Genomic DNA, 21,569 nt, shown 5'->3' with positions numbered 1-21,569 from the left:
ACGCCAAATAAAGTTGTTAAACGAACGTAAAACCGCGCTTATCGCCTATGTGGCAAATTTACGACAGTGAAACAGCAAAGTGCGCTCCGCTCCCTAGCATTGCTTTACACGCATAAAACGACTGCGCAGACTACCCCGCAGTACGGATGAAGAGGGGTTTGCTGTCGGGCTCCAAGGCCCCCCTTCATGCGTCAAAAATCAGGGCGCAGGCTCGCTTGCGTCGCTCCAGAGCAAGGGACTGGATTGTGAAGAAAATCTCGAACAATGCGTGGCTGCGCAATAGCGCGGCGCTGCAGGCACTTGCATGCGCGGGCGCGGGCTTTGCGGCGCTCGCCGCCCCTGCCTTTGCGCAGGACACACCGGCTGGCACCGTGGCCGAAGAACCGGAGGCGACAATCATTGTGACCGGCTCCCGTATTTCCCGGCCAGACCTGACATCAAACTCGCCCATAACGGTTGTCTCAGCCGATACAATCAAGTTGTCCGGCGCTACTTCGGTGGAAGATGTTCTCCGGGATATTCCGCAGGCTGTTCCGGGTATCGGAGGCCAGACAAACAATGGCAATGAAGGTGCGGCCACGATCGACCTTCGCAATCTGACCGAGCAGCGGACGCTGGTCCTTGTCGATGGGAAGCGCTTCGTTCCCTATAACAAGACCGAGCAGCGGACGCTGGTCCTTGTCGATGGGAAGCGCTTCGTTCCCTATAACAAGGATGGAATCGTCGATGTGAACATGATCCCTGCGGCTTTGATTAAGCGCGTGGATGTTGTGACCGGCGGCGCTTCGGCCGTATATGGCTCCGACGCAGTGGCTGGCGTCGTCAACTTCATACTTGATGACGAGTTCAAGGGCTTTAAGGCAGATGCTCAATATGGCATCACCAGCCGTGGTGATGCGCGAACATTCGATGCCAGTCTGACCTATGGGAACAGCTTCAACGAAGGGCGCGGTCATATCGTAGTGAACGGCGGTTATACGAAGCAGGCTGCGCTTAGCCAAGGCCGACGGAGCTTTTCTAAATTCGCGTTGGGGCAGGCGGACCTTCAGCCGTCAGGCAGTCTTACCGATACGCCGGGCAACATCTCTGATAGCTTCCCGACCATCTGCTCGCAGGCCGACATTGATGACGGCAACTGCTTCGCCCAATTCCGGCCCAACGGCGACCTCGGGCCGGTCGTTGGCTCGTTCAACTTCAATCCATATAACCTCTTCCAAGTCCCGCAGGAACGATATCAGGCGCATGCCCTCTTCAAATATGAATTCTCAGATGCCGCCCGTTTCTTCGGTCGCGTTTCCTACATTGATACGAAGGTAACGACGATCCTTGCTCCCTCGGGAACATTCTTCTTCCCGTTCACTGTGAACCTCGATAACCCCTTCCTGTCCGATCAGGCCCGTGGCGTACTTGCGCCGTTGGATGCCGACGGTGATGGGAATGTGGACATCGCATTTGGCCGCCGCACGACCGAACTGGGGACCCGTGATTCCATCTATCGCAACAAGGCTCTGCAATTCGTGGGCGGCCTGCGCGGAGACATCACCGACTCCCTCAATTATGAGGTTTTCGCACAATATGGCCAGGTGAAGCGCAGGCAGCAGTATCTCAACGATATTGATTTCGCCAAGACGCAGCAGGGGCTGCTGGTCCGCAATGTGGGCGGGGTGCCAACCTGTATTGATCCCAGCAACGGCTGTGTGCCGGTCAACCTGTTTGGCGCTGGCAACCTGACGCCGGAAGCCGGGCAGTTTATCCGCCTTGACTTGGAAGCAAAGGATAAGACGACGCAATTCGTCGCAGGCGCTTCGCTCGCCGGTGACCTTTTCACATTGCCCACGGCGACTTCCGCTGCGGGATTTGCGTTCGGTGCGGAGTATCGCCGGGAAAAGACCGTGTCCCGGCCGGATGCAAATCTCATCGCTGGTAATTCGCCGGGCTTCGGGGCGCAGTCGCCCATCGATGCCAAATATGAAGTGAAGGAACTGTTCGCGGAAATCCGCGTGCCCCTGCTTGAGGACATGCCCTTTGCGCAAGCGCTGACATTCGAAGGCGGCCTTCGTTATTCGAAATATAACAGCGACGTGACGAACCTCGTCACCGGTGGCACATTTGCTAACAGTTTCTCCAACTGGACGTTCAAGGCTGGCGGTGAATGGGAGCCAACGGAAGGCGTACGCGTGCGCGGTCTTTACCAGCGAGCCGTCAGGGCACCCAACCTTGCCGAGCTGGGTGAACCCCGCACCTCCAGCACAGGAGATCTGGAAAATGATCCTTGTGCCGGTGCGAATCCGGTGGGTAACGCTGCGTTGACTCAACTCTGCCTCGACACAGGTGTTCCCGCAGGACGCATCGGAACGGTCAATGGTCCGATCGCGGGTCAAATCAACAATTATGTCGGCGGCAATCCGAACCTGACGCCCGAGAAGTCCGACACTTACAGTATCGGCATCGTGTTCCAGCCGCGACAACTGCCCGGCTTCACCGCCTCGATCGACTATTTCAACATCAAGGTGAAGAATGCCATTACCCAGTTTTCCGAGCAGGTGATTGTCGATGCCTGTTACGAGCAGGAACAGGACCCCAACGGCTTCTTCTGCCAGCTGATCAATCGCAACCCCATCAACGGATCGCTTAGCGGGGGCACGGAAACCGGCGTGGATGCAAGCACGCTTAACGCAGCGTCGCTAAAGCGCACCGGGATCGACATCGCTGCCGCCTACCAATTCAAGATCGGCGAGGATGCCCGTCTGCAATTCGGCATCAATGCCACGCGCGCGATCAAGTCTGTGGACCAGCCCGCAGCCATCTTCCCTTCCTATGACTGCGTCGGTCTAGTCGGAAAGACCTGCTTGCGTCCCCAGCCCAAGTGGCAGTTCGTCCAGAATACGCAGCTGGATTATGGTCCGGTCAGCCTGCTCCTTCGCTGGCGCTATATCGGCAAGCTGACCAAGGACGATATTGTCCTGAACGGAGCCGACCCGGCAGACTTCGTCGTCCCAGTAATCGGAGCACGCAGCTATTTCGACCTCAGCGGCACGGTTAGGGTTGCTGAACGCTTCCAGCTGCGTGGCGGCATCAACAATCTGTTCGACAAGAAGCCACCGATCGTTGGCAATGATTATGGTGGCACCGCCGAGAATAGCGGGAATACCTTCCCTGCCACTTATGATCCGCTGGGTAGGTCATTCTTCATCGGCGCCTCAGTCACATTCTGACGTTCCGAGGATTTACAGAGGAGGGGCGGCAGTTGCCACTGCCGTCCTTTTTTAAGCCACACTCAACTGCAAAGCCCCATCGCCCTCATCCACATGCACCGTCGCGCCGTCCGGCACCTCGCCGCGCAGGATCAGATCCGCGAGCGGATCCTGCAAATACCGCTGCACCGCCCGCTTCAACGGCCGCGCGCCATAGACTGGGTCATAGCCTACCCGTCCCAGCCACGCCCGCGCGCCATCTGTCAGGTCCAGCTTCACCTTGCGGTCCTTCAGCAGCTTGCCGATGCGCGCCACCTGAATGTCAACGATCGGCGCCATGTGGCTCGCACCCAGCCGGTGGAACAGGATCACCTCATCCAGCCGATTCAGGAACTCCGGCCGGAAATGCCCCCGGACGATGTCCATCACCTGATCCTCGACCTTCTCCACCGGCTCGTCGTCGGCAAGGCTTGCGATGAACTGGCTGCCCAGGTTTGACGTCAGCACGATGATCGTATTGGTGAAGTCCACCGTCCGCCCCTGCCCATCGGTCAGGCGGCCGTCGTCCAGAACTTGCAACAGCACATTGAACACATCACTGTGCGCCTTCTCGACCTCATCGAACAGCACGACCTGATAGGGCCGCCGCCGCACCGCCTCGGTCAACACACCGCCTTCCTCATAGCCGACATAGCCCGGAGGCGCCCCGATCAGCCGCGCGACCGAATGCTTCTCCATGAACTCGCTCATGTCGATCCGCACCATCGCGCTGTCATCGTCGAACAGGAAGCCAGCGAGCGCCTTGGTTAGTTCCGTTTTGCCGACGCCCGTGGGGCCAAGGAACAGGAACGACCCAAGCGGCCGGTTCGGGTCTTGCAATCCAGCCCGCGAACGGCGCACGGCGGTCGAAACGGCCTTCACCGCATCGGCCTGCCCGATCACCCGCTTGCCAAGCTCTTCCTCCATGGCGAGTAGCTTCTCCCGCTCGCCCTCCATCATCTTATCGACCGGAATGCCGGTCCAGCGCGACACGACCGAGGCAATGTCCTCCGGCGTCACTTCCTCGCGCAGCATCGCGCCTTCGGTCGCGCCCTCCGCCTCGGCGATCTTGCGTTCCAGATCGGGAATGCGCCCATAGGCCAGCTCGCCCGCCTTGGCGAGATCGCCCGCCCGCTGCGCCTGTTCAAGCTCGACCCGCGCGGCCTCCAGCTGTTCCTTCAGCTTGCTGTCGCCCGCAATCTTGTCCTTCTCTGCCTGCCAGCGCTGCGTCAGCGCCGCCGATTGCTCCTCAAGGTTCGCGAGGTCCTCCTCCAGCGCGTCCAGGCGATCCTTGGACGCCTTGTCGGTCTCCTTCTTCAGCGCTTCCCGCTCGATCTTCAGCTGGATGATCCGCCGATCGAGATTTTCAATCTCCTCCGGCTTGCTCTCCACCTCCATGCGCAGGCGAGACGCTGCCTCGTCCATCAGGTCGATGGCCTTGTCGGGCAGGAAGCGGTCGGTGATGTAGCGGTTGGAGAGCGTCGCCGCCGACACCAGCGCGCCATCGGTGATCCGCACCCCATGATGCAGCTCATATTTCTCCTTGAGCCCGCGCAGGATGGAGATCGTATCCTCCACCGTCGGCTCGCCCACGAAGACCGGCTGGAAGCGCCGTTGGAGCGCAGGGTCCTTCTCGACATATTTGCGATATTCATCGAGCGTCGTCGCGCCGATGCAGTGCAGTTCGCCGCGCGCCAGAGCAGGCTTCAACAGATTGCCCGCATCCATCGCGCCTTCCGACTTGCCCGCACCGATCAGCGTGTGCATCTCGTCGATGAACAGGACGACCTGCCCTTCCGCGCCCTTCACTTCGTCCAGAACGCCCTTCAGTCGCTCCTCGAACTCGCCGCGATATTTTGCGCCCGCGATCAGCGATCCCATGTCGAGCGCCATCAGCGTGCGGTCCTTGAGCGTATCGGGCACGTCGCCATTGGCGATGCGCAACGCCAGCCCCTCCGCAATCGCGGTCTTGCCCACGCCCGGGTCGCCGATCAGCACGGGATTATTCTTGGTCCGCCGCGCCAGAATCTGGATCGTCCGCCGGATTTCCTCGTCCCGGCCGATCACCGGGTCCAGCTTGCCCTCGCGCGCCGCTTCGGTGAGGTCGCGGGCGAATTTCTTCAGCGCATCATAGCGATCCTCCGCGCCTGCCGTGTCGGCCGTACGCCCGCCACGCAGATCGTTGATCGCGCTATTCAGCGCCTCCGCCTTCAGTCCCGCCGCCGCCAGAGCTTTGCCCGCCGCGCTCGTGGTTGCGAGCGTCAGGGCCAGCAGCAGCCGCTCCACCGTGACAAAGCTGTCCCCGGCCTTCGCCGCGACCTGTTCGGCGCTGTCCAACACCCGCACCGCGTCATTGTCGAGGCCCGGCGTCTGCTGCGCCCCGCTGCCCGATACCGCAGGCACCTTGGCAAGCGCCGCATCGGTTTCCCGCAGCGCGACAGCGGGATCGCCGCCTGCCGCCTTGATCAGACCGGACGCCATGCCCTGATTATCTTCCAGCAGCGCCTTCAGCAAATGCTCCGGACTGATCCGCTGATGGTTCATGCGGATCGCGACGGTCTGCGCCGATTGCAGGAAGCCCTTGGCGCGGTCAGTGAATTTTTCGAGGTTCATAGGAAGCCCTTCGTGAAACTAGCCACGATGTAATGTTGCATAAATGACACACAAGAGGCGCTACGCAATTATCCTTAGCATCGCTCGCCCACCCGGCGCAAACCTGCCCATATTAGAGGAAGATAAGCGCCCGATCCCGACGCGCCGTCCATCCAATGCATATTGCGCCGTCCCCATGCGCCGCTATGCTGCGGCCACCCATTGCCGCCTCCCCGGCTATGATCTCCAGCTTCGATGAGGGCGCCCATGATTTTTTCCTCCACCTCGCGTCGCCTGGCTCTGTCGCTTGGCCTGTCTTCATTAAGCCTGTCGATCATCGCCTTTCCAGTCCCCGTCGCACGCGCTGCCCCAGCGGTTCAGACGGCTCCAGCCCCGCTCTCCCGCCTCGTTTCCGCTGTCGATATTCCCTATGAGCAGTTCACGCTGAAAAACGGGCTGCGCGTCATCGTTCATACCGATCGCAAGGCTCCCGTGGTCGCCGTATCGGTCTGGTATCATGTGGGCTCGCGCTTCGAGCCTGCGGGCAAGACCGGCTTTGCTCATCTGTTCGAACATCTGATGTTCTATGGTTCGGAAAATGCCGATGGGCCTTTCTTCGGACGGCTGGAGGATATCGGCGCGACCGATTGGAACGGCACGACCTGGTTCGATCGCACCAATTATTTCGAAACGGTGCCGACCGGCGCGCTCGACCGGGCATTGTTTCTCGAATCCGACCGCATGGGCCATCTGCTCGGCGCGGTGACGCAGACCAAGCTCGATGCGCAGCGCAGCGTCGTGCAGAATGAAAAGCGGATGGGCGAGAATGAGCCCTATGGTCTGGTCGAATATGCCCAGCTCGCCGCCATGCTGCCCGAAGGCCATTCCTATCGCCATTCGACCATCGGATCGATGGCGGACCTGAATGCCGCCAGCCTTGCCGACGTGCAGAACTGGTTCAAGACGCATTATGGCCCGAACAATGCCGTCCTGGTGCTGGCGGGCGATATCGACGTTCCGACCGCCAGGGCGAAGGCCGAAAAATGGTTCGGCAATATCCTGACCGGTCCCGCGCCCAAGGATGTGGACGCCACCGTGCCAACGCTCGACAGGCCAGTCGACAAGCTGATGCACGACAATGTCGCGGCGACCCGGCTCTACCGCAACTGGATCGTGCCGGGCGTCAATTCGGCCGACCTGCCGCAACTCGATCTGGCGATGTCGGTGTTTGGCGGCCTCAAATCCTCCCGCCTCGACAATATATTGGTGCGCGACGAGAAAGTGGCCGTCGGCGTCAAGGCCAGCATCCAGCCATTCGAAAAGCTGTCCATCGCGGAAATCACCGTTGACGTGAAGCCGGGGCAGGACGCCGCCGCCGTTGGCAGGCGGCTCGACCAATTGCTGGCCGACTATCTCGCCAAGGGGCCTACCGCCGACGAAGTTCAACGCGCCGCGACCCAGCAGCTGTCGGGCACTATCGGCGGTCTGGAAAAGGTCGGCGGCTTCAGCGGTAAGGCGGTGACCCTGGCGGAAGGTGCAGTTTATTCCGACGATCCGGGCAAATATAAGAAGGACCTCGCCCTCTACGCCGCCGCCACGCCGCAATCGGTGGGCGACACCGCCCGCAAATGGCTTGGGCGTCCGGTATTCCGGCTGACCGTGGCCCCCGGAGAACGGACGGCGGAGGATAATGCGCTCGCGGGCAACGCCACGCACCACCCCGCCTATTTCCGCGATCCCAAAAAGCCCGCGCCGGTAGCCGCCACGCCACCGCCATCGACCCGCATTGCCGAACCGTCGATCGAGCCGGTCAAGGATCTGGATTTCCCCGCTGTCGAGGAAGCCCGGCTGAAGAACGGCATTCCGGTCGTATTCGCTCGGCGCGCGACCGTTCCGGTGGTGCGGGTGTCGGTATCCTTCGACGCGGGCAATGCTGCCGATGACAAGGCGAAACTGGGCACGGCCGCGCTGACGACGGCGCTGCTGGATGAAGGTACGAAAACGCGCAGTTCGGTGCAGATCGCGGAAGAACAGGAACGGCTGGGCGCGTCGATCGGCGCGAGCAACGGCATGGATGCAACCACCGTCGGCCTCTATTCGCTCAAGCCCAATCTTGATGCGTCGCTCGGCTTGCTCGCCGACGTCATTCGCAACCCGGCCTTCGCTCCGGCAGAGGTGGAGCGCATCCGAGGTCAGCTACTGACTCGCATCGCCGCCGAGAAAACGGAGCCGATGCCGATCGCGCAGCGTCTGCTGCCGCCTTTGCTTTATGGCACCGCGCATCCCTACGGCATCCCCTTCACCGGATCGGGCACGGCCAGCGGCGTCAAGGCGGCGACCCGTGCCGATCTGGCCGCCTTCCATGCCAAATGGATGCGGCCTGACAATGCCACCATCTTCGTGACCGGCGACACCAGCCTGGCCGAAATCATGCCGCTGCTCGAAAAGCGCTTCGGCGACTGGAAAGCGACTGCCGTGGCCAAGGGCAAGAAGCTCTTCCGCATGGACCGGATGGCGCGCCCCGCGCGGATCATCCTGGTCGACAAGCCGCAAAGTCCGCAATCGATGATCCTCGCGGGCCTGCTGACGGGCAGGCAGGGCACCGACAACCCATTGACGCTGCAGACCGCCAACGAAGTGCTGGGTGGCAGCTCTACCTCGCGGCTGATCATGGACCTGCGTGAAACGAAAGGCTGGGCCTATTCCGCTGGCACCGCGTTGCCCGGCGTCAAGGAAACCATCCCCCTGCTGGTCTATGCTCCCGTTCAGACCGACAAGACCGGCGCGTCCATCGCCGCCGCGCGTCAGGACATTGCCGATTTCCTGACCGCCAAGGGCACGACAGAGGCCGAACGCAACCAGACCATCAACAGCCAGATCCTGTCTCTGCCGGGCAGCTTCGAAACATCATCGGACCTGATGGGGGCGATGATGCGCAACCGCCTGCTCGGCCGCCCGGACGATTTCTACGAGACGCTGCCGGGCCTCTACCGTGCCATGACCGCCGCTGACCTCGACAAGGCTGCGCGCGAGGCGATCGATCCCACCCGACTGATCTGGGTCGTCGTGGGCGATGCAAAACTCGTCCGGCCGCAGCTTGACGCGCTTGGCCTGCCCGTCGAAATGGGAACCCTTGCCGATTGAGGCTGCTTTGAGGAGATGAAGTGATGGCGAATGTCGATGGCGCTTATGATTGCGTGGCAAAGACGCCTCTGGGCGATCAGAAGGGCGTGTTCACCGTCATCAGCAACGGCGCCAGCTTCCACGGCACCTTCGCGGGCATGATGGGGTCGCTGGATGTCGCCGAGGGTAAGGTCGATGGCGACAAGCTCAACTGGAAGATGAACATGACGATGCCCATGCCCATCACGATGGAATGCGAAGCGGTCGTGGAAGGCGATGCGATCAACGGCACCATGCAGCTGGGCGCGTTCGGGGCGGCGGGCTTTTCCGGCACGCGGCGCGTTTAAGTCTGCTTTTCCGCCAATGACCGGCCGCGCCATCCTGGGATTCGCCTGATGTCTCGCTCCGCCCTGACGCAGGGGCTGGTGCAGCAGTTCCCGCTGGTCGCGCGGGGCTGGCGGCAACTGGCCGATGACGCGCTGGCGGAATTGCGGGTGTCCTCCAGCGCCGGCTGGTGCCTGGTGCATCTGGCCCGGCTGGGACCCGACGTGCGGCAGGCCGACCTTGCCGATCAGCTGGGCATTACCCAGCCCTCACTGGTGCGGACGCTGGACGGGCTGGCGGCGATGGGGTTGATCGAGCGCCTGCCACATCCGGAAGACAAGCGATCGAACCGGGTGGAGTTCACCGATGCGGGTCGCGACCTTGCCGCACGGATCGAAGCACGACTGGATGACCTCTCGCAGCAGCTGTTCGACGGCGTCCCCGAAGCTGCCGTCGAGATCACCGTCAACATGATGCAACTCCTCACTCGCCGCATCGCTGAACGGCGCAAACAGGCCTAGGGCGCGCCACCGTTCGTGAGTGCTCCTAAAGCGGAGACGCTCACCCTAAGCGCCTGCCGTAAGCAGGGAGAGGAGCGGAACGCCCGTTGCCAACATCCTCACACAGAAAAGCCCACCGGTCGGAAAACCGGCGGGCTTCCTAAAAAGCCAGGTGCGACCCGAAGGCTTTATTAATATTGAACAGTCACCGTCACCGCGCGGCGGTTCTGTGCCCAGGCGGCTTCATCCGAGCCGAGCGCTGCGGGGCGTTCCTTGCCGTAGCTCACCGTGTTGATGCGGCTGGGGTCGATGCCGAGCGAGGCGAGATAGTTTTTCGCGGCGTTGGCGCGGCGTTCGCCGAGCGCGATATTATAGTCGCGGGTGCCGCGTTCGTCGGCATGGCCTTCGATCGTGACGCGGACATTGGGGTTCTGCTGCAACCAGGCGGCCTGGCTCTGCAGCGTCTGCTGGTCCTGCGCATCGACGTCATATTGGTCGGTGTCGAAGAAGATGCGGTCGGACGAGACGGAGGCGACGAAATCCTCCTGGCTGCCCTTCACCGCGCCGCCGGTCGTGCCGGTTCCAGTGCCGGTCTGGGCGCTGTTGTCGGTGGCGGGCGGCGGCGGCAGGTCCTTGGGCGCCTTCTTGCCACAGGCGGCGAGCGCCAGGACGGAGACGGCGATCAATAAGGGGCGGTTGAGTTTCATCAGGGGTCTCCTTGAAGAGCACAGAGTCGTTACGTCTGCGCGACGATGTTGTTCCGGATCAGGGAAGCAGCGGACCCCAGGCGGGGTCAGAACCGCTGAGCGGCGTGGGGATGCGGCGTTCGTTGACGCCGGTCAGATCGACCTGCCAGACCTGGCTGGCGCCGTCGCGGCCGGGCGAGGTGCGGAAAAATTGCAGGACGCGGCCGTTGGGTGACCAGGTCGGCTGCTCATCCTGCCAGCCATTGGTGAGGATGCGTTCATTGCCGCCGTCGGGCGTCATGACGGCGATCTTGAAGTCGCCGCTGATCTTGGTGAAGGCGATAAGGTCGCCCCGCGGGCTCCATTCGGGCGTGGCATAGCGGCCGCCGCCATGGCTGATGCGGCGCTGGGCTGAACCATCGGCGTTCATGACATAGACCTGCTGGCTGCCGGAGCGGTCGCTTTCGAAGACGATCTTGGTGCCGTCGGGCGAATAGCTGCCGCCGACATCGATGCCCGGAGCAGTCGTGAGCCGAACGGGCTGGCCGCCCTGCGCAGAGACGCGATAAATGTCGGTGTTGCCTGCGACGGCCATCGAGAAGAGGATGTTGCGGCCATCGGGCGACCAGCGTGGAGCAAAAGTGGCATTGTTGCTTTCGGTGACGAGGCGCTGACGGCCGGTGCCGATGTCATAGACATAGATACGCACCCGGCTGCCCAGATAGCTCACATAGACGATCGACTTATAGTCGGGCGAAAAGCGCGGGGTGAGCGCGATAGACTGGCCATTGGTGATGAAGCGGTGGTTGGCGCCATCGCTATCCATGATGGCGAGGCGCTTGGTGCGGTTTCCCTTGGGACCGCTTTCCGCGATATAGGCGATGCGGCTATCGAAGAAGGGACTTTCGCCCGACAGGCGTGCATAGATGGCGTCGGCGCATTTATGCGCGGCGCGCCGCCAGTCGCGCGGGGCGACGACATAGCCCTGGCGGGTCAGTTCCTGCTTCAACGCGACGTCATAGAGATAGCAGCCGACCGTGATGTCCGCCTCTCCACCCGTGGTGCGGACGAAGCCCTGCACCAATGCCTGATAGGCGCCCCATTTGTCATAAGCGGGGTTTGTGACTTCGGGGAAGGCGATGGCGGGGATGCCTCCGGGGCCGGAGGGATCGAACAGGCCCGATCCCTTGAGGTCGGAGGCGATGACTTCCGCGATCTTGCGGCCGAGTTCGCTGGAGGACCCGGCAGGGGTGGAGACTTCGGCCTGCGGGGGCAAAGCGGGGACGACGATCTTGAGGTTGCTGTCGATGTCGCCGGTCACATCGACCGACAACTGGGCCATCGCAGGGCTGGCAAAGGCTGCGCAAAGGGCGAGCAGTGCGGTTATTCCAAAGCTTCTCATCGCGCTTTCCTTGCGTAGACTCTCAACGGTTTGAGCCATTTCCACTGTTCATAATATTCGTCCGGCAGCCCTTGGAAAGGGGACGCCTGCATGACCGCCTGCACGGCGCGTTCCTTGTAGATGGAAACCTGTGGCTTGTTGCTGGCCGTCTGCCCCTGCACGTCGATCACTTCGGGCCTGCCGATTACTCGGCCGTTGCGGTCAATCTTCACCTCCAGAAAGGCCACCAGCTGCTCGACATCCGCGCCGGAAGGGAGCTTCAGATGCCGATAGATCTGATCGCCGATCAAGCGATCAAGCGCAGCCTTCTGCACGGGACCCATGGTTGCGGCCGGGGGCGGCGCTGCCCTGCGCGGGGCGTCGGCTTCAGTGTCGATGCCCTTCAGGAAATCCTTGCCGAGCAGGGAGCCCTTTGGCTTTTCCGCCTTACCCTGGCCGGAGGCGCGGGCGGGGGCGTTTGCCCTGGGCTTGGCCGCGGGCTTTTGCGCGCTCCTGGCGGGGGCAGGGGTCGCGGCGGGCTTTGCCTTTGGCGGCGTGGGTTTCGCGGCAGGTTTTTCGGGCGCGGGTTTAGGCTTGGGCTGGACCTTGGCCACTTCCTTCTTCGCCGACGCGGGCTTCGGCGGCGGTGGCGCCGGGACGGGTTCCGGCTCGGGAACGGGCGCCGGTTCCGGGACAGGCGCGGGCGCGGCGTCCTCGGTCGGGCCTTGATCCGGCGCGACACTGGGCGGGGGAGGCTGGGTCGAGATTTGTGGCGCTGCGGACTGGAGCGCGGCTTCGTCCACCAGGCTGACGTCCATCGGCGGCGAGTTCAGCTTCAGCGGATTGGGCGTGGCGAGAAAGCCGACCGACAACAGGCCGAACAGCAGGACATGTCCCGCCGTCGCTACGCCAAGGCCGATCTTCTCCGCACGTTCCATCCCCGAGTCCTATGGTCCCTATTCTGAACCGCCGCTGACAGCAGCGGAGACGGCAGCATCTGCGCCGCCGGTGCTGACCAGCGCGACCTTGTTGAGGCCCGCGCGGTTGAGTTCGCCCATGACGCGCATCACCCGGCCATAGTCGAGCCCGGTGTCGGCGCGCAGGAAGATCTGCGGCGGCTCAGCCTTGCCCGCGTTGGCGGACACGATCTCCGCAAGGCGGCCGGGCAGGTCGGCATCGCTGACCTCGGTCTCATCGATGTAGAGGCCGCCGTCGCGGTCGATGGAGACCACGGTCGGCTTCTGGTCCTGATCGAGACCCTTGGCGCGGGTTTCGGGGAGGTTTACCGGCACGCCGGTGACGAGCAGGGGCGCGGTCACCATGAAGATGATGAGCAGCACCAGCATGACATCGACCAATGGGGTGACGTTGATGTCCGCCATGGGCGCGCGATGACGGCCCCGGCGCCCGGAGGGTGGGGTGGACATGGCCATTTACAGGACCTCCGCCGAGCCCGTCATCCCAGCGGAAGCTGGGATCTCGTGCCTTTGGGCTCGCCCGTAGCCGCCTGAGATCCCAGCTTTCGCTGGGATGACCGGAGAGGTGGGGGAGGGAGCCATCCTCACCGCTGCGCCTCCAGCTCCCGGCTGAGCGTCGAATAGAAACCGTCGGCGAAGCGGGTGAGCTTCGATTCCATGCGGTTTATGCCGTGGCTGAAGCGGTTGTAGGCGATGACGGCCGGAATCGCTGCGAACAGGCCGATTGCCGTGGCGAAGAGCGCTTCGGCGATGCCGGGTGCGACGACTGCGAGCGAGCTGTTCTGCTCTTTCGCGATCGCCGTGAAGGCGCGCATGATGCCCCAGACGGTGCCGAACAGGCCGACAAAAGGCGCGACCGAGCCGATGGTGGCGAGGATGTTGAGCCGGTCGGACAGGCGATCGACTTCGGCCGCGATCATGCTGGACATGGCAGTGGAAAGCCGGTCACGCGTGCCGTCGCGATCGATCACCTTCTGCGCGGTCGAGCGGCGCCATTCGGTGACGCCAGCGGCCATGACCTTGGCAGCGGGGAAATCCGATGATTTGCCGCGCGCCTCATAGAAGCGGTCGATATCTTCCGCTTTCCAGAAATCATCCTCGAACGCGCTGCTGTGGCGGCTGGCCTTGCGCAGGGTGAAGGTGAAGCCGATGATCATCGCCCAGGTCCAGATGCTGGCGAGCACGAGGCCCAGCATCACCACCTTCACGACGATGTCGGCCTGCAGGAACAGGGCGAGCGGCGAAATGGTCGCAGCTTGGGTGGCGGCGCCGACAGCGGCGCCAACGTCGGGCATCGAAAGGCTCATGGGTTGATGTCTTCCCCTCTCATCAAACGGCTGAAAATATCGATCCAGGATTTGGGTTGCCGCGTGGGACGGCCCTGGCCGGTCAGGAAGGCGACAGAGACTTCGCCGTCCGTGAGTATGTCATCGCCGCGCCTGACTGTCTGATGAATGGTGCAGGCAACCGGGCGAACGGCGGTCACGCGGCTTTCGACCAGCAGGTCGTCATCGAGCCGCGCCGGGCGCTTGTAGGCGATATTAAGGTTGGTAACAGCATAAACGCCCGTACCATCATCCTGCGCGGCGCGCTGATCGATCCCGGCGACGCGCAGCATGTCGGATCGCGCGCGCTCCATATAGCGCAGGTAATTGGCGTGGTAGACGAGCCCGGACAGGTCCGTATCCTCAAAATAGACGCGCAGGGGAAAGTGATGCACGGCGGCAATGAACCTTCCGGTTGCCGGCTCGGGCATGGACGCTGAAACGGACATGCGCGGCCTTTTAACCATCAAGCAGGCGACGCGCAAAGGCGGAAATGAACAGGGCCGAAGCGGCCTGCCGGGCAGCAGGGGCTATCCGTCCCACAAACGCGGCGCGCTCAGCTCTGATTAACACAGCAGCCGTTGTGATTGATGTTCGAAAGCGCTGGCCCCCTGCTTCCCATAGCGCTAGTGGGCGGCAAATTGATTTTGCGAGGACATTAGCATGACCGACATTCAGACCGTGGGCGTCATCGGCGCTGGTCAGATGGGCGCGGGCATTGCCCAGGTCACCGCACAGGCTGGCTATGATGTGATCCTGTGCGACGTCGATCTGGCGCGTGCGCAGAAGGGGCTTCAGGGCATTTCCAAGCAGCTTGGCCGAGCTGTGGAGAAGGGCAAGCTGACCCCGGAAGAATCCGAAGCCGCTTTCGCCCGCATCCGTCCGAGCGGCGACCTTGCCCCGCTGGCGGACGCGCAACTGGTGATCGAGGCCGCGACCGAGCGGGAGGAGATCAAGCGCAGCATCTTCGCCAATGTCAGCGCGGTGATCACGCCCGGCACGATCCTGGCGACCAACACGTCCTCCATCCCGATCACGCGGCTGGCGCAGGTGGTTCCCGATCCGGCGCTGTTCGTGGGCATCCACTTCTTCAATCCCGTGCAGGTCATGGCGCTAATCGAGCTGATCCGCGGCCTCGCCACATCGGACGAGACGGTGGCCATCGTGGAGGCCTTCGCCACCCGCCTCGGCAAGAATATCGTGCAGGCGTTCGACTCCCCCGGCTTCGTCGTCAACCGCATCCTGTTGCCGATGATCAACGAATCCATCTTCGCGCTGGGCGAAGGCGTCGCCAACATCCGCGACATAGACATGGGCGTGCGGCTGGGGCTGAACCATCCGATGGGGCCGTTGACGCTGGCCGATTTCGTCGGACTCGACACCTGCCTTGAGGTGCTGAACGTGCTGCGATCGACCACCGGCGATTCCAAATATCGCCCCGCGCCGCTGCTGGTGAAATATGTCGAGGCTGGATGGCTGGGACGCAAGACCGGCAAGGGCTTTTATGATTATTCGGGGCCGGAGCCTGTGCCGACCCGGTAAGCTTTATCGTTCCGGGCCGAGCTGATGCTTCTTCAGGCAGTGCCGAAGCTGGTCGTAGCTTAGCCCGAGCGCCTTGGCGGTCGCGCGTTGATTGAAGCGGTGGCGTTCGAGCGCGTGCCGGATGATCGCGGCTTCATGTTCCTGCATGGCGGCCTTGAGGCTGGTTATCCCGTCAAATCTGTAGCCTGATGGTTCAGCCATGGCTTCGGTGGAGGAGGCCTCTGCCTGTGGCTTCCATGGGGAGGCAAAGGGGTTGAATATGATCCGGCCGACCGGGCGTGAAGGCTCTTCCCAGCGATAGACTGCCCGCTCCACGACATTACGCAGCTCGCGCACATTGCCCGGCCAGGGGTGAGCTTCCATTGCAGCGAGGCAATCGGGGGTGAAGCCGGGCCATTGCGGCCGTCCCAGCTCAGCGGCCATGCGACGGCCGAAATGATCGGCGAGCACCGCCACGTCGCCTTCGCGGGCGCGGAGCGGTGGCAGGGTAATGACTTCAAAACTCAGCCGGTCGAGCAGGTCCGCGCGGAAGCGGCCGGTTTCGGCCAGCAGGGGCAGGTCTTCGTTGGTGGCGGCGACGATGCGGACGTCCACGGTCATCGGGCGCGAGGCGCCGATGCGGGTGACTTCGCCATATTCGATGACGCGCAGCAGCCTTTCCTGCGCGGCCATGGACAGGGTCGCCAATTCGTCAAGGAACAGCGTGCCGCCGTTTGCTTCCTCGAACCGCCCGGCGCGGGCGCGGGTGGCGCCGGTGAAGGCGCCCTGTTCATGGCCGAACAGTTCGGCTTCGATCAGTGTTTCGGGCAGCGCGGCGCAATTCATGACGATGAGCGGTTCGCCCCAGCGCGGCGAGAGGCGATGGAGGCGTTCGGCGATCAGTTCCTTGCCGGTGCCGCGCTCCCCAACGACCAGGGTCGGGCGATCGAGTTCGGCCGCGCGCCCCGCCTGCTCGACCGCGTCGAGGAAGGGCAGCGACTGGCCGATGAACTGGCTGTTTCGTTCCATTTCCAACTTATGGTGAAAATTACCACTTATTGGCAAGATTAATCGATGTTCGAGGTTGCGGAGGGGCGGAAATCCGGCGGTTCCGCAAATTGGCACGGCTTCTGCAAAGGACGGGCAAAGCCGTTGAACGGAAGGATCGTAGTTTCGATGGGTATTTTTTCTCGCACGCGCGACATCATTGCCGCCAATGTCACCGACCTGCTCGACCGGGCGGAAGACCCGGCAAAGATGATCCGCATGATCATCCTGGAGATGGAGGAAACGCTGGTCGAGGTGCGCGCGTCCGCCGCCCGCACCATCGCCGACCAGAAGGAGATGCGCCGCCATATCGGCAAGCTGCAGGGCTTGCAGGAAAGCTGGACGGAAAAAGCGCAACTGGCGCTCAGCAAGGACCGCGAGGACCTGGCCAAGGCGGCGCTGGTGGAAAAGCAGAAGGCGGCCGACATGGCAGAGCAGCTGTCCCACGAGATCGAGGTGCTGGACGAGGCGCTGAAGGCTTCTGAGGAAGATATCGCCAAGCTGCAGGCGAAGCTGCTCGAAGCCCGGACGCGGCAGAACGGTCTGGTCAGCCGGATGGAAAGCGCGCAAAATCGGGTGCGCATGCGCGAAGCCTATGCCGGGGAGAAGGTGAATGAGGCCTTCGCCCGTTTCGACATATTGGAGCGCCGCGTCGATATGGCCGAAGGGCGGGCGGACGCGCTGAGCCTGGGCCAGGGTCAGAAGACGCTGGAGGAAGAGATTGCCGAGCTTCAGGCGGCCGACAAGGTCGATGCCGAGCTCGCCGCGATGAAAGCCGGCATGAACAGGGGAGCGTGACGCATGGAGGATGTGTTTCTGCCGATCATGATCTGCGGCATGTTGTTCATCGGCATGCCGTGGCTGATCCTGCATTATACGACCAAGTGGAAGCAGGCGCCCAAGATCACCGATGAGGATGAGCGGTTGCTGGACGATCTGCATCTGCTCGCGCGGCGGCTGGAGGACCGGTTGCAGACGGTCGAGCGGATCGTTGCCGCCGACAATCCCGATTTTCGCCCGGCGCGCCCGACGCCCGACGACGCTTATGATTTCGATCGCCCAAATCTCGACCACCAAAATCTCGACCGGAGGAACTGACATGGCAGCCCGCCGCACCAAATTCTACCTCGACAAGCAGAATGGCAAATGGATGGGCGTATGCGCAGGCATCGCCGATTATACGGGCGTCGACGTGACCTGGGTCCGCGTGGGCGCGGTGCTGGTGACGCTGATGGGCGCCTTTCCCTGGTCGCTGATCGCCTATTTCGCGGTCGCCTATTTTGGCGAGAACAAGCCGCTGGGCCTTTATACCGACCGGGATGACGAGAAATTCTGGCAGGGCGTGCGGACCAATCCGGCGCGGTCGGCGCGCGACGTGCGGTCGAAGTTCCGGGACATCGACCGGCGGCTGGCGGACATCGAGACATTCTACACCAGCCGCAACACGAGACTGGCGGAAGAGATCGACAGCCTGCGCTGAGGCGTGGAGAGGGAGGCCAAGTCCATGAATCCTTTTGAAATGGTGGTCGCGATCGTTGCCATTGCCGCCGTGGCAAGCATCGTACGCGCCAAATATGGCATTGTGCGCCGCCATCGGGGCAAGGAGTTTGTCCAGCGCGGACCCGATCCCGAAGCCGAACGGCTACGCGCGGAGGTGAAGGCGCTGAAGGATCGCGTGGCGGTGCTCGAACGGCTGGCGACCGACAGCACAAGCGCGCTGGAACGCGAGTTCGACAAGTTGCGGGAGCGCGACTGAGGAGGGACGATATGCAGGAGCCCCTTTCCATCCTGATCACGGCGCTGAGCAGCCTGCTGGGGCTGGCGATCGTTGCGGTGGCGGCTTTGCGTGGCTGGAGCGGTTGGCTTGCGCTGAAGCGCGCGGAACTGGCGCGGCCGGATGCAGGGCCGCCCACCGCCAGCGCCCGGATCGAGGTCGCGGATCTGAAAGAGCGTATCCGCAAGCTGGAGGCCATCGCGGCAGGTGTGGATCTTTAAGGAAAAGCGGCTTTCGCGCGCCGCTTTTCCCCCTATATGCGGGATATGACCGATGCGCCCGCCCTTGCCGATCTTCAGGAAGAATATGAATTCCTCGACGCCGATGACCGTTACCGGCTGCTGATCGACCTTGGGCGCGCGCTGGAGCCGATGCCCGACGCGCTGAAGACCGATGCCACACTGGTGCGCGGCTGTTCGGCGGCGGTCTGGGTCTATCCGACCGTGCGCGACGATGGGCGGCTGCATTTCCTGGCGGATAGCAATGCGGCGATCACCAAGGGGATCATCGCGCTGGTCCTGCTGACCGTGCAGGACCAGATGCCAGCTGGAATCGGCGCGGCGGATATCGAGGGGGCGCTGGCGCCCTTCGACCTTAAGAACCAGCTCAGCTCCAACCGGACACAGGGCATTCCCAACATGATCGCGCTCATCCGGCAGACGGCGGAGCGCTATAGCTAAGCGGGAAACCTGCTGACATCCGCGCGTTCTCCTTGCGAGAGCGAAACGGACGAAGAGGAGAAGCGCGATGCGGAGCCTATGGGCGCTGGCGGCGGTCAGCCTGCTGGCGGGCTGCTCGGGCGGCGATAAGGAAGGTCCGACCCAGCGCGAGCAGATCGGTCAGCAGTGGAAATATGAAGGCGGCGAGGGCGGGAAGCCCAAGGTCGCCTATATTGGCAGCGCGAACAGCGTGCAGACCATGACGGCCGAGGACACATTTTCGGTGCTGCTGGTGCAGCCGATGCCGGAAGGCGGCACGGACGTGACCGTGAAGCTGGTCGGCGCGCCCTTCAGCTGCGACCTGTCCGACTGCCGCGTCACGGCGATGACCGATGATGGCAAGAGCCATGATTGGCGTGGGCGGATGACCGAGAATAAGGACGGGATAGAGGTGCTGCCTGCCGCGAAGGCCGATGAGGCGATCAAGCGGAGCAAGGTGGTGAAAGTCAATCTGGTGGTGGGGCCGAAGGAGAAGACATTTCCGTTTGAATTTCGGGTGGCGGGGTTGGACTTGAAGAAGTGAGGTGAGTGCAAAACACTGCTGTCATCCCAGCGGAAGCTGGGATCTCGGGAGAGGGCGCGCAATTTGGCCTGAGACCCCAGCGGTCGCTGGGGTGACGGTATTTAGGGGACTGTTACTCCTGCAGCGAGACGCCCGGGCTTCTCGGGTCGGCCGCGCCAAGCCAATGGCCGTCGGGGGTGCGTTCGGCGGCGTTGGCTTTGAGGCCCATGGGGGCGACTGTGACCTTATGGCCCCAGGATTCGAGCGAGGCCTTCATGGCTTCTAGCGTGGTGCCCTGTTCCAGCACGAGGCCGTTGGCGTCGAAAAATTCAAGGCCCAGCGCGATGGAATCCTGTGCGGACAGGCCCCAGTCCAAATGAGCGATCAGCGCCTTCGTCACCTGCATGATAATCGTCCGCCCGCCCGCCGCGCCAACGGTGAAGACCGGCGTTCCTTTCCTGTCATAGACGATCGTCGGGGACATGGAGGAGAGCGGCCGCTTGCCCGGTTCCACCCTGTTTGCCACGGGCGCGCCGTTCCTTTCGGGCGTAAAGCTGAAATCGGTCAGTTCATTGTTGAGGATGACGCCATCGGCGATCAACTGACTGCCAAAGAAGCTTTCGATGGTAGACGTCCATGCCGCGATATCGCCACCCCGGTCGATTGCCACGAAATGGCTGGTGCCGCTTTCCGGCTGGGGCAGCGCCGTAGTCCGGGACTCGGCACCCGGCGGGCTGCCCCGGCTATAGTCTTTGAGGGTGCGGCCAAGCGCGATGAGCGCCGATCGCTTCTTGAGATAGGCCGGGTCGATCAGGCCCGCGATCGGCACGGACACGAATTCGGGGTCGCCTAGCCAGGTGTCGCGGTCGGCATAGGCGAGGCGCATGGCTTCACCGATGACATGCCAGGAACGCGGATCATCCTTGCCCCATTGCGCCAGCGGGAAGCGTTCGACCATGCCCAGGATTTGCAGGACGGTGATGCCGCCTGACGAAACCGGACCCATGCCGCAGATGCTGTAGCCGCGATACGGGCCGCAGACCGGCTTGCGCGCCTTCACCTGATAGGAGGCGATATCGGCCTCCGTCATCGGCACGGGATTTTTGGGCGCGTTGGTGACTGTGCTGGCGATCGCCCGTGCGGTCTCGCCCTTGTAAAAGGCGTCCGGCCCTTCCGCCGCAATCCGCCGGAACAGGGCGGCGAGCGGAGGATTTTTAAGGGTCGTGCCGATCGGCGCGGGGGCACCGTTCACCCAGAAATATTTCTGGATCTCGGGGAATTCGGGCCAGATGGGGGCGACCGCCTTCATGGCGGTGTCGAGCCGCTGACGCACCTCAAAGCCATCCTCGGCCAGCCGGATCGCGGGCGCGAACAGCGCCGCCCATGGCAGCTTGCCCCATTTGCGATGCGCTTCCCATGCGAGGCGGAGGTTGCCGGGGACGCCGACGGAATAGCCGCCGGGCCAGGCGGAGCGGAAGGCAAGGGGCTGGCCGTCCGATCCGATGAACCGGTCGGGCCGTGCCGCTGCCGGGGCGGTCTCGCGCCCGTCGATCGACTCCAGCACCCCCGTCTCGCCATCATGATGCATCAGGAAGCCGCCGCCGCCGATTCCGCTATTATGCGGTTCGACCACGTTGAGGGCGAGCATCATGGCGATCGCGGCGTCGGTCGCGCTGCCGCCCTGACGCAGGATTTCCTGCCCTGCGGCCGCAGCGCGCGGATCGGCGGCGGAAACGGTGGCATTGAGCGCAACGGGCTCGCGCGCCGCGAGGGGGGCGGCAGGCAGGAAGGCGAGGAGGACGGGGGCCAGCAGGCCGGCAAGGCGGGGCATCATGCGGCCTACCCTATCGTGCGCCCCCGCCGCC

General features: G+C 63.1%; 22 protein-coding genes. 13 read left to right on the top strand and 9 right to left on the bottom strand.

All coding sequences use genetic code 11. The features are described from left to right. The first annotated feature begins 245 nt into the window (after positions 1–245). Complete coding sequence (locus AC6JBC_RS00455) at positions 246–3,215, top strand: TonB-dependent receptor (protein WP_498024772.1); 2,970 nt, start codon at positions 246–248, stop codon at positions 3,213–3,215. A 51-nt stretch (positions 3,216–3,266) separates the two neighbouring features. Here AC6JBC_RS00455 and clpB read toward each other — a convergent pair whose 3' ends face one another. After that, entirely contained in the window at positions 3,267–5,846 is a 2,580-nt protein-coding gene (gene clpB / locus AC6JBC_RS00450) for an ATP-dependent chaperone ClpB (RefSeq protein ID WP_498024771.1), read from the bottom strand. A gap of 246 nt (positions 5,847–6,092) precedes the next feature. Here clpB and AC6JBC_RS00445 point away from each other — a divergent pair, with 246 nt between their 5' ends. Genes AC6JBC_RS00445 through AC6JBC_RS00435 form a run of 3 tightly spaced genes read left to right on the top strand, consistent with a single transcriptional unit; the run spans position 6,093 to position 9,793 of the window. Then, positions 6,093–8,969 (top strand): M16 family metallopeptidase, encoded by a 2,877-nt coding sequence (locus AC6JBC_RS00445; protein WP_498024769.1) that lies wholly within the window; start codon positions 6,093–6,095, stop codon positions 8,967–8,969. Between the two features lie 23 nt (positions 8,970–8,992). After that, a complete protein-coding gene (locus AC6JBC_RS00440) occupies positions 8,993–9,295 on the top strand; it encodes a hypothetical protein (RefSeq protein WP_464787847.1) in 303 nt (100 codons plus the stop codon). 48 nt (positions 9,296–9,343) lie between these two features. Next, positions 9,344–9,793: a MarR family winged helix-turn-helix transcriptional regulator gene (locus AC6JBC_RS00435; protein ID WP_464787848.1), complete on the top strand. Its 450-nt coding sequence runs from the start codon at positions 9,344–9,346 to the stop codon at positions 9,791–9,793. Between the two features lie 170 nt (positions 9,794–9,963). On the opposite strand, the gene pal is transcribed toward AC6JBC_RS00435, so the two are convergent. From pal to AC6JBC_RS00405, 6 genes are all read right to left on the bottom strand, one after another. Continuing rightward, positions 9,964–10,479: a peptidoglycan-associated lipoprotein Pal gene (pal, locus tag AC6JBC_RS00430; protein WP_498024767.1), complete on the bottom strand. Its 516-nt coding sequence runs from the start codon at positions 10,477–10,479 to the stop codon at positions 9,964–9,966. Positions 10,480–10,537: 58 nt separating this feature from the next. Next, entirely contained in the window at positions 10,538–11,860 is a 1,323-nt protein-coding gene (tolB, locus tag AC6JBC_RS00425) for a Tol-Pal system beta propeller repeat protein TolB (RefSeq protein ID WP_498024765.1), read from the bottom strand. Then, entirely contained in the window at positions 11,857–12,777 is a 921-nt protein-coding gene (gene tolA / locus AC6JBC_RS00420) for a cell envelope integrity protein TolA (RefSeq protein WP_498024764.1), read from the bottom strand. The genes tolB and tolA overlap by 4 nt, the downstream gene beginning before the upstream one ends. Positions 12,778–12,795: 18 nt before the next feature. Next, positions 12,796–13,272 (bottom strand): protein TolR, encoded by a 477-nt coding sequence (tolR, locus tag AC6JBC_RS00415; protein WP_498024763.1) that lies wholly within the window; start codon positions 13,270–13,272, stop codon positions 12,796–12,798. Between the two features lie 128 nt (positions 13,273–13,400). Next, on the bottom strand, positions 13,401–14,123 hold the full coding sequence (tolQ, locus tag AC6JBC_RS00410) for a protein TolQ (RefSeq protein ID WP_449470678.1): 723 nt from the start codon (positions 14,121–14,123) through the stop codon (positions 13,401–13,403). Further along, complete coding sequence (locus AC6JBC_RS00405) at positions 14,120–14,590, bottom strand: YbgC/FadM family acyl-CoA thioesterase (protein WP_498024762.1); 471 nt, start codon at positions 14,588–14,590, stop codon at positions 14,120–14,122. The genes tolQ and AC6JBC_RS00405 overlap by 4 nt, the downstream gene beginning before the upstream one ends. On the opposite strand from AC6JBC_RS00405, the gene AC6JBC_RS00400 reads away from it, so the two are divergent. Together AC6JBC_RS00400 and AC6JBC_RS00395 are read left to right on the top strand one after the other, a co-directional pair. Beyond that, positions 14,544–14,711 (top strand): hypothetical protein, encoded by a 168-nt coding sequence (locus AC6JBC_RS00400; protein ID WP_498026084.1) that lies wholly within the window; start codon positions 14,544–14,546, stop codon positions 14,709–14,711. The two genes, AC6JBC_RS00405 and AC6JBC_RS00400, sit on opposite strands and share 47 nt — an antisense overlap. Before the next feature lie 93 nt (positions 14,712–14,804). Further along, entirely contained in the window at positions 14,805–15,683 is an 879-nt protein-coding gene (locus tag AC6JBC_RS00395; RefSeq protein WP_498024761.1) for a 3-hydroxybutyryl-CoA dehydrogenase, read from the top strand. A gap of 3 nt (positions 15,684–15,686) precedes the next feature. Here the strand turns inward: AC6JBC_RS00395 and pspF are convergent, their stop codons facing one another. Further along, positions 15,687–16,691, bottom strand: a complete 1,005-nt coding sequence (gene pspF / locus AC6JBC_RS00390; RefSeq protein ID WP_498024759.1) for a phage shock protein operon transcriptional activator — start codon at positions 16,689–16,691, stop codon at positions 15,687–15,689. Between the two features lie 147 nt (positions 16,692–16,838). On the opposite strand from pspF, the gene pspA reads away from it, so the two are divergent. The 7 genes from pspA to AC6JBC_RS00355 all read left to right on the top strand — a co-directional run bounded on the left by pspA (position 16,839) and on the right by AC6JBC_RS00355 (position 19,725). Further along, positions 16,839–17,507 (top strand): phage shock protein PspA, encoded by a 669-nt coding sequence (gene pspA / locus AC6JBC_RS00385; RefSeq protein ID WP_498024758.1) that lies wholly within the window; start codon positions 16,839–16,841, stop codon positions 17,505–17,507. 3 nt (positions 17,508–17,510) lie between these two features. After that, entirely contained in the window at positions 17,511–17,807 is a 297-nt protein-coding gene (gene pspB / locus AC6JBC_RS00380) for an envelope stress response membrane protein PspB (RefSeq protein WP_498024756.1), read from the top strand. A gap of 1 nt (position 17,808) precedes the next feature. After that, positions 17,809–18,189 (top strand): envelope stress response membrane protein PspC, encoded by a 381-nt coding sequence (pspC, locus tag AC6JBC_RS00375; RefSeq protein ID WP_498024755.1) that lies wholly within the window; start codon positions 17,809–17,811, stop codon positions 18,187–18,189. 24 nt (positions 18,190–18,213) lie between these two features. Beyond that, positions 18,214–18,465, top strand: a complete 252-nt coding sequence (locus AC6JBC_RS00370; protein ID WP_498024754.1) for a hypothetical protein — start codon at positions 18,214–18,216, stop codon at positions 18,463–18,465. Positions 18,466–18,476: 11 nt separating this feature from the next. Further along, on the top strand, positions 18,477–18,704 hold the full coding sequence (locus AC6JBC_RS00365; RefSeq protein WP_498024752.1) for a hypothetical protein: 228 nt from the start codon (positions 18,477–18,479) through the stop codon (positions 18,702–18,704). Between the two features lie 36 nt (positions 18,705–18,740). Further along, complete coding sequence (locus tag AC6JBC_RS00360; RefSeq protein WP_498024751.1) at positions 18,741–19,163, top strand: SufE family protein; 423 nt, start codon at positions 18,741–18,743, stop codon at positions 19,161–19,163. Positions 19,164–19,230: 67 nt separating this feature from the next. Next, positions 19,231–19,725: a hypothetical protein gene (locus AC6JBC_RS00355; protein WP_498024750.1), complete on the top strand. Its 495-nt coding sequence runs from the start codon at positions 19,231–19,233 to the stop codon at positions 19,723–19,725. A gap of 112 nt (positions 19,726–19,837) precedes the next feature. Here the strand turns inward: AC6JBC_RS00355 and ggt are convergent, their stop codons facing one another. After that, the gene (gene ggt, locus AC6JBC_RS00350; RefSeq protein WP_498024749.1) at positions 19,838–21,538 is read right to left on the bottom strand and encodes a gamma-glutamyltransferase; all 1,701 of its coding nucleotides are present in this window, start codon (positions 21,536–21,538) and stop codon (positions 19,838–19,840) included. Positions 21,539–21,569: the final 31 nt, after the last annotated feature.

This window comes from Sphingobium sp. RC1, assembly GCF_059738765.1.
Note: the sequence above shows the minus strand (reverse complement) of the source record. Positions and strands in the feature narration are given on the sequence as shown.